Annotated in this window: 11 protein-coding genes and 1 pseudogene; all 12 read left to right on the forward strand. The window is 72.8% G+C overall.

Features of this window, described 5'->3' with window-relative positions:
- Nucleotides 1-97: 97 nt before the first annotated feature.
- A pseudogene (locus ACIBO1_RS17470) lies at nt 98-1,321 on the forward strand (acetyl/propionyl/methylcrotonyl-CoA carboxylase subunit alpha); the annotation flags it as partial.
- Nucleotides 1,318-2,085 (forward strand): SRPBCC family protein, encoded by a 768-nt coding sequence (locus tag ACIBO1_RS17475; protein ID WP_396747423.1) that lies wholly within the window; start codon nt 1,318-1,320, stop codon nt 2,083-2,085. The pseudogene ACIBO1_RS17470 and the gene ACIBO1_RS17475, both read left to right, overlap by 4 nt.
- Nucleotides 2,078-2,476: a cupin domain-containing protein gene (locus ACIBO1_RS17480; RefSeq protein WP_131054094.1), complete on the forward strand. Its 399-nt coding sequence runs from the start codon at nt 2,078-2,080 to the stop codon at nt 2,474-2,476. The genes ACIBO1_RS17475 and ACIBO1_RS17480 overlap by 8 nt, the downstream gene beginning before the upstream one ends.
- Nucleotides 2,473-3,747 carry a beta-ketoacyl-[acyl-carrier-protein] synthase family protein gene (locus tag ACIBO1_RS17485; protein ID WP_396747426.1) on the forward strand — a complete coding sequence of 425 codons (1,275 nt, stop codon included), beginning with the start codon at nt 2,473-2,475 and terminating at the stop codon, nt 3,745-3,747. The genes ACIBO1_RS17480 and ACIBO1_RS17485 overlap by 4 nt, the downstream gene beginning before the upstream one ends.
- On the forward strand, nt 3,744-5,042 hold the full coding sequence (locus ACIBO1_RS17490) for a beta-ketoacyl synthase N-terminal-like domain-containing protein (protein WP_396747429.1): 1,299 nt from the start codon (nt 3,744-3,746) through the stop codon (nt 5,040-5,042). The genes ACIBO1_RS17485 and ACIBO1_RS17490 overlap by 4 nt, the downstream gene beginning before the upstream one ends.
- Complete coding sequence (locus tag ACIBO1_RS17495; protein ID WP_396747432.1) at nt 5,042-5,386, forward strand: antibiotic biosynthesis monooxygenase family protein; 345 nt, start codon at nt 5,042-5,044, stop codon at nt 5,384-5,386. The genes ACIBO1_RS17490 and ACIBO1_RS17495 overlap by 1 nt, the downstream gene beginning before the upstream one ends.
- A gap of 229 nt (nt 5,387-5,615) precedes the next feature.
- A complete protein-coding gene (locus ACIBO1_RS17500) occupies nt 5,616-5,795 on the forward strand; it encodes a hypothetical protein (protein ID WP_396747435.1) in 180 nt (59 codons plus the stop codon).
- A gap of 423 nt (nt 5,796-6,218) precedes the next feature.
- Nucleotides 6,219-8,684, forward strand: a complete 2,466-nt coding sequence (locus ACIBO1_RS17505) for a nitrate- and nitrite sensing domain-containing protein (RefSeq protein ID WP_396747438.1) — start codon at nt 6,219-6,221, stop codon at nt 8,682-8,684.
- The gene (locus tag ACIBO1_RS17510) at nt 8,674-9,099 is read left to right on the forward strand and encodes a roadblock/LC7 domain-containing protein (protein WP_350697251.1); all 426 of its coding nucleotides are present in this window, start codon (nt 8,674-8,676) and stop codon (nt 9,097-9,099) included. Before ACIBO1_RS17505 ends, ACIBO1_RS17510 begins: the two co-directional genes overlap by 11 nt.
- Entirely contained in the window at nt 9,096-9,530 is a 435-nt protein-coding gene (locus tag ACIBO1_RS17515) for a DUF742 domain-containing protein (protein ID WP_396747441.1), read from the forward strand. Before ACIBO1_RS17510 ends, ACIBO1_RS17515 begins: the two co-directional genes overlap by 4 nt.
- Entirely contained in the window at nt 9,514-10,104 is a 591-nt protein-coding gene (locus tag ACIBO1_RS17520; protein WP_396747444.1) for a GTP-binding protein, read from the forward strand. Before ACIBO1_RS17515 ends, ACIBO1_RS17520 begins: the two co-directional genes overlap by 17 nt.
- A 95-nt stretch (nt 10,105-10,199) precedes the next feature.
- Nucleotides 10,200-11,171, forward strand: a complete 972-nt coding sequence (locus ACIBO1_RS17525; protein ID WP_350697254.1) for a glycine betaine ABC transporter substrate-binding protein — start codon at nt 10,200-10,202, stop codon at nt 11,169-11,171.
- Nucleotides 11,172-11,347 lie beyond the last annotated feature (176 nt).

The raw sequence follows: 11,347 nt of genomic DNA on the forward strand, positions 1-11,347 counted from the left end.
GCCCCCCCCCCCCCCCACCACCACCCCCCCCCCCCCCCCCCCCCCCGCCGGGGGGGGGGGGGGGGGGGCGCGCCCGGGGGGGGCGCCCCGCCGCCCCCCCCCCCCCCCCCGCCGCAGCTATCTCAACGCCGCCGCCGTGGTGGAGGCGGCCCGCAAGGTCGGCGCGCAGGCGGTCCATCCCGGCTACGGCTTCCTGTCCGAGGACGCCGACTTCGCCGAGATCTGCGCGGACAACGGGCTCACCTTCGTCGGCCCGTCGCCGCAGGTGATGGCCGCGCTGGCGGACAAGTCCTCGGCCCGGGCGCTGATGCGCCGCGCCGGGCTGCCGCTGCCGCCGGGCGCGGTGCAACCGGTGCCGACGGTGGGCGAGGCCGCGGTGGTCGCCGCCGAGGTGGGCTACCCGGTGATCGTCAAGGCGACGGCCGGCGGCGGCGGCCGGGGGATGACGGTGGTCCGCGCGCCGGCCGACCTGCCCCGCGCGTACGCCCGCACCCGGGCCGCCGCGCAGGCCGCCTTCGGCGACGACCGGGTGTACGTCGAGCGGTACCTGACCGACGCCCGGCACGTCGAGGTGCAGGTGCTCTGCGACTCCCACGGCAACGGTGTGCACCTGGGCACCCGGGACTGTTCGGTGCAGCGCCGGCACCAGAAGCTGGTCGAGGAGGCACCCGCGCCGGCGCTGGCCACGGCGACCCTGGACGCGTTGGCGCGGACCGCCCTGCGCGGCGCGCTGGAGGTCGGCTTCACCGGTGCCGGGACGCTGGAGTTCCTGGTGGACGACGAGGAGCGGTTCCACTTCCTGGAGATCAACTGTCGGATCCAGGTGGAGCACCCGGTGACCGAGATGATCACCGGGATCGACCTGGTGCACGAGCAGTTCCACGTCGCGGCCGGTACGCCGCTGCGCCTGCGGCAGGAGGACATCCGGTTCACCGGCGTGGCCGTCGAGTGCCGAGTCAACGTGGAGGACCCGGACCGGGGTTTCGTCCCCACCCCCGGCCGGCTGGACCGCTTCGTGCCGCCCGGCGGCCCGTTCACCCGGGTCGACACCCACGGGCACGCCGGTTACCTGGTCGGTCCGCACTACGACTCGTTGCTGGCCAAGGTCGCCGTCTGGGCCCCCGACCGTGACCTGGCCCTGAGCCGACTGGACCGGGCCCTGCGCGAGTTCGAGATCACCGGTCCGGGAGTGCGGACCACCATCCCCTTCGTCCGGCGGGTCCTCGACGACGCCGACTTCCGCAAGGGGCGCTACTCCACCGGCCTCGTCGACCGGATGACCGCCGGATCGACCCCCGTTCAGCAGAGGAGAAACCGATGACCGTCACCGATGGCCGTTCGCTGACCGCGGAGATCACCCACATCCTGGTGACCAACTGCGGGCTCGACCCGGACGCGGCCGCCCGCGCCCCGGCCGCCTCGCTGGAGGAACTGGGGATGGACTCGCTCGCGCTGCTCGAACTCTCCGCCGTGGTCGCCGACCGGTGGCGGGTGAGCATCCCGGAGCAGGCCGCGCAGCTCACCATCCCGGCCGTCGCCGAACTGGTCGCCGAGCAGACGGACCCGCCCGCGCCGGCCGCCGATCCGCCCGGGCACACCGAGAACAGCATCGTCATCGCCGCGCCGCTGGAGCTGGTCTGGTCGGTCACCAACGACGTCGCCGGTTGGCCCGAGCTGTTCACCGAGTACGCCAAGGCCGAGATCCTCGGCCGGGACGGCGACACCGTCCGGTTCCGCCTCACCATGCACCCCGACGAGAACGGGGTGGCCTGGAGCTGGGTCAGCGAACGCACCCCCGACCCGGCGACCCGGCAGGTGCGGGCGCGTCGGGTGGAGACTGGACCGTTCGAGTACATGCGGATCCACTGGACCTACACCGAGGAGCCCGACGGCGTCCGGATGACCTGGGTGCAGGACTTCGCGATGAAGCCGACCGCCCCGGTGGACAACGCCGGGATGACCGAGCGGATCAACACCAACAGCGTGGTGCAGCTCGCCGTGATCAAAGACCGGATCGAGCGGCTGGCCCGGGAACACGCCGCAGCGGTGGCGACCGCCCCGACGAACGGAGACGACGATGAGTGACCTGGCACTGGTGGCCGCCCGGGACGTACCCGCCGACCGCCGTCGCGGCGGTGAGCTGCGTGTCCTGCTCGGCCCGCGTACCGTCGGCAGTACCTCGGGGTTCATGGGCGTGGCGACCATGGGGCCGGGGGAGCGGATCGCCGAGCACTACCACCCGTACAGCGAGGAGTTCCTCTACGTCGCCCGGGGCACGATCACCGTCGACCTGGACGACGAGCCGGTGCTGCTGACCGCCGGTGAGGCGCTGTTCGTGGCCCGCAACGTCCGGCACCGGCTGCGCAACACCGGTGACGAACCGGCCGAGGTGGTGTTCCACCTCGGTCCGCTGGCCCCCCGTCCGGAACTGGGTCACGTCGACACCGAGGTGGCCGACGAGCGGAACGGGTCGTGACGGGGCGGCGCACGGTAGTGACCGGGATCGGCGTGGTCGCTCCCGGGGGCGTTACCCGGGACCGGTTCTGGAAGGGCATCACCGAGGGGCGGACCGCGACCCGGCGGATCAGCTTCTTCGACCCGTCGCCGTTCCGCTCGCAGATCGCCGCCGAGTGCGACTTCGACCCGGACGCCGCCCGGCTGACCCCGGCGCAACGACAGCGCGCCGACCGGTACGTGCAGTTCGCGCTGGCCTGCGCCGCCGAGGCGGTCGCCGACAGCGGGTTGGAGCTCACCGACGCCGAGCGGGACCGCACCGGCGTGGTGCTCGGCACCGCCGTCGGCGGCACCATGGCGCTGGAACAGGAGTACGTCACGGTCAGCGACAGTGGACGGCGCTGGCTGGTCGACGCGGCGCTCGGCGGACCGTACCTCTATCCGGCGCTGGTGCCCAGCAGCCTGGCCGCCGACGTGGCCTGCCACCACGGGCTGCACGGCCCGGCGCAGGTCGTCTCCACCGGCTGCACCTCCGGCATCGACGCCATCGGGTACGCCCACCAGCTCATCGCCGACGGTGAGGCGGACATCGTGCTGGCCGGCGCGGCCGACTCGCCGATCTCCCCGGTCACGGTGGCCTCGTTCGACGCGATCAAGGCCACCAGCCCGGACAACGACGACCCGGCACACGCCTCGCGTCCCTTCGACGCCGACCGGCACGGCTTCGTGCTCGCCGAGGGGGCGGCGGTGCTGGTGCTGGAGGAGGCCACGCACGCCCAGCGGCGCGGCGCGCACGTCTACTGCGAGGTGGCCGGCTACGCCAGCCGCAGCAACGGCTACCACATGACCGGGCTGCGTCCGGACGGGGTGGAGATGGGCCTGGCCATCACCGACGCGCTGCGGCAGGCGCGGCTCGCGCCGGAGGAGGTCTCCTACATCAGCGCGCACGGCTCCGGCACGCGGCAGAACGACCGGCACGAGACCGCCGCGTTCAAGCGGGCCCTCGGGCCGGCCGCGTACCGGGTGCCGATCAGCTCGATCAAGTCGATGGTCGGGCACTCGCTGGGCGCGATCGGCTCGATCGAGATGGCCGCGTGCGCGCTGGCCATCGAGTTCGGGGTGGTGCCGCCGACCGCCAACTGGACCACCCGCGACCCGGAGTGCGACCTGGACTACGTGCCGAACGAGGCACGGGAGGTGCCGGTGGACGTGGCGCTCTCGGTGGGCAGCGGCTTCGGCGGGTTCCAGTCGGCCATGCTGTTCCGCCGACTCGGCCGGGAGGTGACGCGATGACCGCCCCCGCGTACGACGACACGACGACCGCCCGACCGTCCGGCGACGGCACGGTGGCCCGCGCGGTGGTGACCGGAATCGGCGTGGTCGCGCCCAGCGGAGTGGGTGCCGACGCGCACTGGCGCACCGTGCTCGCGGGTCAGCGCCGCACCGGACCGATCACGCTCTTCGACGCCGCCGGCTACCCGACCCGCCTCGGTGGGGAGGTGGCCGACTTCGACCCGGCCCGGTACGCCGACAACCGCGCCCTGGTGCAGACCGACCGGTGGACCCACCTCGGGTTCGCCGCCACCGGGCTGGCCCTGGCCGACGCCGGCCTGCCCGAGCAGGCTCCCGACCCGTACGCGTGGGCGGTCACGTTGGCCAGCTCCTCCGGCGGCAACCTGTTCGGCCAGCGGGAGCTGCAACGGCTCTGGTCGTCGCCGAGCCGCACCGTCGGGGCGTACCAGTCGATCGCCTGGTTCTACGCGGCCAGCGTCGGGCAACTCTCCATCCGGCACCAGGCCAAGGGCCCGTGCGGGGTGCTGGTGGCCGAGTCGGCCGGTGGCCTGGACAGCCTCGCCCACGCGGTCCGCACCGTACGGCGGGGCGCCTCCGTGGTGCTGGCCGGGGCGACCGAGTGCCCGCTGAGCCCGTACGCGCTGGCCTGTCAGCTCCGCTCCGGCCTGCTCAGCGCGGAGACCGACCCGGAGCGGGCGTACCGGCCGTTCGACGCCGGAGCCAGCGGCTACCTGCCCGCCGAGGGCGGGGCGGTCTTCGTGGTGGAGGAGCTGGGTCACGCCCTGGCCCGGGGCGTCCGGATCTACGGCGAGGTGACCGGGTGGGGTGCCACCCACGACGCCGCGCACACCACCGCCGAGTCCGCCGGCGACCCTCGGCAGTACGCCCGCGCCATGCGGCTGGCCCTGGGCCGGGCCGGGGTCGAACCGGACGAGGTGGACGTGGTGGTCCCCGACGGGCTCGGGGTGCCCCGCTACGACCGGTCCGAGGCCGAGGCGCTGCGGTCGGTCTTCGGTGCGCTGGCTCCGCCGGTGACCACCCACAAGTCGCTGACCGGGCGGGCGCATCAGGGCGGTTCGGCACTGGACGTGGCCACCGCGCTGCTCGCCTTCGCGCACGACACGCTGCCCGCGTCGGCCGGTCCGGACACCGTGGCACCGGGCTGTGAGCTGGGTTTCCTGCGGGCGGCCCGGCGTCCGCGCCACCGACTGGCGTTGGTCTGCGCCCGAGGATTCGACGGATTCAACAGCGCGCTGGTGCTGCGCGGCGCGCCACCGAGCGGAACGGAGCAGTGATGACGGCGATCGAGCGCGGGGACGGGCCGGGTCCGCAGCGAGGGCGGGTGGTGTTCCTGGTCCGGGTCCCCGTCGATCGCACCGACGACTTCCTGCGGGCGTACGAGGCGGTCCGCCATCTGGTCGCCGACGGGGTGCCGGGGCACCTGGTCGACCAGGTGTGCCGCTCGGCGACCGACCCGGAGCAGTGGCTGATCACCAGCGAGTGGGCCAGCCTGACCGACTTCGAGGCGTGGGAGCGCAGTCCCGAGCACCGTGACCTGGTCCGGCCGATGCGGGAGTGTTTCACCGACGCGCGCTCGTTGCGCTTCCAGGTGTACGCCCAGACCCCGGTGCCGGCCTGACCGACCACATCGGATCGTACGTCCGGTCACCTCGCGTGTACCGGGAGTAGACACACGGATCCGATCCTGCCCGTCGGAGGGGGTGTCGACAATCCCGCCAGCCGCCCTTTCTCCTTGAGCCATTTGCATCTGGCAATGCTCGTCCCGGCTGCCGTAGGGTTCCCGCAGCGTTCCGAGGCACGCGGCACGTGGGCGGTCGCCCACGTCGACACAGGACGGTGGCGATCACATGACGGGCCCGCTGTACCTCCCGGCCGAGTCGAGCCGGCAGATGCCCGCCGACCTGTTCGGGCGTCCCGTCGACGAGTGCCGGCCGGAGCGGGTCCGGGGTGGCCGCGGTGAGGTGACGGGTGCGGAGTCGGGCGCGCGGCACGTCCCGACCGCGGGAGCGGTCCCGGGCGACGAGTGACGCCCGCCTGACCGGCCTCTCCCGCTACCGGTCATCCGGTGCCGCCGATCGTCCACACAGGTTGGACCGGTGGTCGCGCACCGGGCGCGCCGGGGTGTCGACCGGTCTGCGGCCGGGGTGCGAATCGGTCCACCGCGTGCCCGACCGGGTCGGGTGAGGGTGGTTCCTCCGATGCCGACGATCCGGGACTCGTTCGGTTTCCGATCACTTCACAATGCCCGAAACCGGGGTCGGTCATTCGGTCGTCTGATGCTGTCCGAATGGGCAGAACCCAAGCTCTCCGGCCGTGACGATTCCGCCTGAGGGTTGTGGGCGGCCGGGTATGCCGGGATATTGCTGTGATCAATCCCCCTGATGCCTCACACCGGCCTGCGTGGCCATGTCGGTGATTGGAGACCGCGTGTCCACACAGGTTCCCGACCGATGCGCCGTGCCGGCGTTCGACCACAGCACGGCCCGGGCGCCGAGGAGCCTGTGGTGACAGGCGGCGGCAGCATCCGCAGTCGACTCGCCGCCATCATCGCGTTGCCGGTGGCGGCCGTGCTGCTCCTGCTCGGCTACGTGACGGTCGTCGAGGTGTCGTCCTACCAGGCCGTCCGCAAGGCCAGCGAGTCGGTGTCGCTGGCCCTGCAGGTGCAGGACCTGACCCAGGAGCTGCAGGTCGAGCGTGGCATCAGCGCCGCACTGCTCGGTGGTAACGAGGGCTTCCGCAACGAGGTGGCCCCGGCCCGCGAGCGGGTGGACGAGCGCCGCCGGGCGGTCGAGGAGGCGATCTCCGGCGGCGGACAGGTGGCCGACCGGGTCGGCGCCGCGCTGCGCGAACTCGACGGGCTCGACGTGGTCCGCTCCGCCACCGACAGCGGCAGCGCGGGTCGGGCCGCGACCTTTGACTTCTTCACCGAGCGCATCGCCGCTCTGAACCGCCTCGACTACGACCTGGACCAGGCGCAGGACCCGCAACTGCAACGGCACGTGGCGACCCTGACCGCGTTGAGCCGGATCAAGGAGAGCACCGCCCAGCAGCGCGCCTTCCTCAACGGGGTCTTCTCCGCCGGCGGTTTCGCCGACGGCGAGTTCCTCCAGTTCGCCGAGATGCGCGCGGCCCGCGACACGGCGCTGGCCGACTTCGAGGAGCGGGCCACCCCGGGCCAGCGGGCCGCCAACGACTGGGTGCTGGACACCGGCGCCGCCCGGGTGGCCGGCTTCTTCGAGCAGGTCGCGCTCGACTCCGCCGACGGCCGCCGGGTGCAGGTCAACCCGCAGGCATGGTGGTCGGCCCTGACCACGGTGCTGGACGGCATGCGCCACATGCAGGAGTACGTCGGCGCGGAGATCGAGGCGCGGGCCGCCGAACGGCAGGGCGAGTCGACCCGACGGCTGTTCGTGCTCGGTGCGCTGGTCGCGTTCTTCCTCGCCGGTGCGGTGGGCCTACTGGTGCTCGCCTCCCGCTCGATCACCCGGCCGCTGGCGATGCTGGCCGCCGAGGCGCGTGACCTGGCCGCCAACCGACTGCCCGTCGCCGTGCGGCAGCTCCAGGACGGCACCGAGGAGAGCGAACCACGGGCCCCGGAGCCGGTCCAGGTGCCGACCCGCTCCAGCACCGAGGTCCGCTCGGTGGCCGGCGCCCTCGACCAGGTCCAGGAGGTGGCGTTCCGCCTCGCGACCGAGCAGGCGGTGCTGCGGCGAAGCACCACCGAGTCGCTGGCCAACCTGGGCCGACGCAACCAGAACCTGCTTCGCCGCCAGCTCAGCTTCATCACCAAGCTCGAACGGGAGGAGACCGACCCGGCCGGACTGGCCAACCTCTTCGAGCTGGACCACCTGGCCACCCGCATGCGCCGGAACGCGGAGAGCCTGCTGGTCCTGGTGGGGGCCGGCGGTCCTCGCCAGTGGACCCGGCCGCTCGCGATCGCCGACGTCATCCGGGCCGCCATCTCCGAGGTCGAGGAGTACCGGCGGGTGCAGATCCGCCGGATCGACGACGCCTGGGTGGTCGGCGCCAACGTCAGCGCGGTCGCGCACATGCTCGCCGAGCTGGTCGAGAACGGGCTGACCTTCTCCCCGCCGGACTCCGACGTGGAGATCCAGGGCCGGCGCAGCGGGGACGGTTACCTCGTGGCCATCACCGACCAGGGCATCGGCATGTCGCCCGAGGACCTGGCCGAGGCCAACGCCCGCCTGCGCGGTGAGGTCGACTACGTCTCGGCCCCGACCCGCTACCTCGGCCACCACGTGGTCGGTCAGCTCGCCCGGGACCTCGGCATCGACGTGCAGCTCGCGCCCTCCCCGGTGACCGGGGTGACCGCCCGGGTGCTGCTGCCCGCCACGGTGCTGACCAGCCGGAACGCGATCGCCCCGGACGACGGGGCGGACGCGGTCGGCACCACGCAGACGGCCATCACGGTCACCTCCACCACCGCCCGGGTGGCCGCCGAACCGGCTGCGCCGCCGCTGCTGCCGTCGGTGCCCGCCGCCCGTCCGACGCCGGCCGTCGGCATCGCCGGGGTCGGTCCGCGCACCGCCATCGACGCGCCGCCGCCCGCCACCCGCGTCGCGCCCGCGCCGCGCGGGCACGACCGGCCCGTCGCCGGTCGGCCGCCCACCATCGCCGGTGAGGTGTCCGCCGTCGGCCCGGTGGAGGAGCGCACCACCAACGGGCTGCGCAAACGCCTGCCCCGCGAGCGGCGTGCCAGCGCGCCCGCCCCGGCCGCCGACCCGGTCGCGTCCGCGCCGCGTCCGGCCGCCATGGACGACTCGCCGATGGAGATCCGGAACCGGTTGACCGCGTTGCGCGCCGGAACGCTCCGCGGCCAGGTCGACCGGCCGGCACCACCGACCCGGTCCAGCGACGACACCACGACCGAGCCTTGGGGGACCCGTGAAGGTTGACATCCAGAGCGATCCACACCAGTTGAACTGGCTGCTGGCGAACTTCGTCCGGCAGACGGACGGGGTACGGGACGCGGTCGCCGTCTCGTCCGACGGGTTGCTCATCGCCGTCTCCGCAGGTCTCAACCGGGGTGCCGGCGACCAACTCGCCGCGATCGTGTCCAGCATGGCCAGCCTGGCCCGGACCGCCTCCCGTAAGTACGACTTCGACGGGCTGAAACTCATCATGATCGAGATGAGACGCGGCTTCCTGCTGGTGTCGGCGATCAGCGACGGCAGTTGCCTGGGGGTGCTCGCTGACGGGGACTGCGACCTGGGCCTGGTCGGCTATGAGATCTCGCTGCTCGCCGACCGGTTCGGCAGCATGCTGACACCGGCGTTGATCTCCGAGTCGAGACGGGTGTTGCCCCGGTGAGCGGTGCAGGACCGCGGCTGCCCGACCCGCGGATGATCCCGTACTGGACCGCTGCCCCGGCATCCGTCGGCCCGGCACCCGAGCCGCCGCCGTCCACACCGGAGCCGTCCGACGCGGAGGCGGTACGCCCGTTCCTGCTCACCGGCGGACGTACCCGCCCGGTCCAGGACGGGCTACGGGTGGAGACGTTGCTCTCCGCCCAACCGGCGGCGCTCTCCGCGCCGCTGCGTTTCGAGGCCCGCCGGATCGTCGAGTTGTGCCAGCGGGCCATCACCGTGGCCGACCTGGCGGTGGCGCTGCGGGTACCGCTCGGCGTCACCCGGGTGCTGGTGGCAGACCTGCTCAGCGAGGGCTACCTGCGCCGTGAGGAACAGGGCGAGCTCTCCGTCGCCATGATCGAGAGGATCAGGGACCGTGTCCGCGCTCTCTAGCCAGCCGCCCACACCCACCGCGGTCAAGATCGTGGTGAGCGGGGGGTTCGGCGTCGGCAAGACCACCTTCGTCGGCGCGGTGTCGGAGATCGAGCCGCTCGTCACCGAGGCCGACCTGACCGAGGTCTCGGTGGGGGTCGACGACACCTCGGTGGTGGCCGGCAAGACCACCACCACCGTGGCCCTGGACTTCGGTCGGATCAGTCTCGACGAGTCCCTGCTGATGTACCTGTTCGGCACGCCCGGACAGGACCGCTTCGCCTTCCTCTGGGACGACCTGGTGGACGGCGCGCTGGGTGCGGTCGTGCTGATCGACACCCGGCGGATCGAGGACTGCTTCCCGGCCATCGACTACTTCGAGGACCACCAGATCCCGTTCCTGCTGGCCGTCAACACGTTCGAGGCGACCCGCCGCTTCGCGCTGGCCGAGGTGCGCGAGGCCCTCGGCGTGGCCGACGACGTGGTGCTGGTGGAGTGCGACGCGCGTCAGCGGGAGTCGGTCAAGCAGGTGCTCGTCGCGCTCACCGAGGTGGTGCTGGCGCAACGCCTCGCGCGGGCCGGCGTCGGTCGCTGACCAGCGGACGCCCAGCACCCCTCCGGCCCAGCGGACGGCCGCACCCCCTCCGGCCCCGCGGCCGGACGCAACGACGAAGAGGAGAAGAGGCAGCGATGCAGAGATCAGGGTGGACCAGGGCGGCGGCCCTCGCCTGCGTGGCCGCACTGGCACTGACCGGCTGCGCGGCCGACATCCAGCCCCGGGTCGCACCGCCGGGACCGCCGGAGCGCACGGAGTGCGGCACGCTGACGCTGGCCAACCTGCCGTGGATCGGGTACGAGGCGAACCTCGCGGTGATCGGCTACCTGGCCAAGAACCGGCTCAACTGCACGGTGGTGGTCAAGGACCTCACCGCGGAGGAGGCATGGGAGGAGGTCGCCGCCGGAAGCACCGACGTCATCCTGGAGAACTGGGGCCGTGAGGGGCTGAAGAAGAAGTACATCGACGAGGAACGCAAGGCCGTCGAGCACGGCATGACCGGCAACAAGGGCGTCGTCGGCTGGTACGTGACGCCGTGGCTGGTCGAGCAGCACCCCAACATCACCAACTGGCGGAACCTCAACGACTACGCCTACCTGTTCCGGACGCCCACCTCCGGCGGCCGGGGCGTCCTGCTCAACGGCGACCCCTCGTACGAGACCAACGACCGGGCGTTGATCCGCAACCTGAAGCTGAACTACACGGTCAGCACCGTGGGCAGCGAGGACAAGCTCATCGAGGCGTTCCGGGAGGCGGAGCGCGACCGTCGGCCGGCGATCGGCTACTTCTACGCGCCGCAGTGGTTCCTCGCCGAGGTCGACCTGGTGCACGTCAAGCTGCCGCCCTACACCCCGGGCTGTGACGTGGACCCGGAGAAGGTGGCCTGCGACTACCAGCCCTACGACCTCGACAAGATCGCCAACCGGGAGTTCGCCGAGTCCGGCAACCCGGCCGCCGAACTGATCAAGAACTTCCAGTGGACCAACGCCCAGCAGAACGAGGTGGCCCGCTACCTCACGGTCGACGAGTTGTCCCACGACGAGGCCGCCAAGAAGTGGCTGGACGCCAACCCGGACGTCTGGCAGGACTGGCTGCCCGCCGACTGAGTCGGCCCCGGCGGAACGCGTCCCGATCGGCCGCCGGACACGGAGCGCGGGGGGGGGGGGGGGGGGGGGGGGGGGGGGGCGGCGGCCGGGGGGGGGGGGGGGGGGGGGGGGGGGCCCCCCCACCGGCCGGTCGAGGCGACGGAGTTGTTCATCCCGTTCCTCGAACGCAGCGGATA

The sequence above is a fragment of the Micromonospora sp. NPDC049903 genome (assembly GCF_044460945.1).
Classification (GTDB): Bacteria; Actinomycetota; Actinomycetes; order Mycobacteriales; family Micromonosporaceae; genus Micromonospora.

Coding starts and splice junctions, on each gene's coding strand:
- ACIBO1_RS17495 (WP_396747432.1), top strand. CDS start 5,042: ATGACGGCGATCGAGCGCGGGGACGGGCCGGGTCCGCAGCGAGGGCGG.
- ACIBO1_RS17475 (WP_396747423.1), top strand. CDS start 1,318: ATGACCGTCACCGATGGCCGTTCGCTGACCGCGGAGATCACCCACATC.
- ACIBO1_RS17490 (WP_396747429.1), top strand. CDS start 3,744: ATGACCGCCCCCGCGTACGACGACACGACGACCGCCCGACCGTCCGGC.
- ACIBO1_RS17525 (WP_350697254.1), top strand. CDS start 10,200: ATGCAGAGATCAGGGTGGACCAGGGCGGCGGCCCTCGCCTGCGTGGCC.
- ACIBO1_RS17505 (WP_396747438.1), top strand. CDS start 6,219: ATGCGCCGTGCCGGCGTTCGACCACAGCACGGCCCGGGCGCCGAGGAG.
- ACIBO1_RS17500 (WP_396747435.1), top strand. CDS start 5,616: ATGACGGGCCCGCTGTACCTCCCGGCCGAGTCGAGCCGGCAGATGCCC.
- ACIBO1_RS17480 (WP_131054094.1), top strand. CDS start 2,078: ATGAGTGACCTGGCACTGGTGGCCGCCCGGGACGTACCCGCCGACCGC.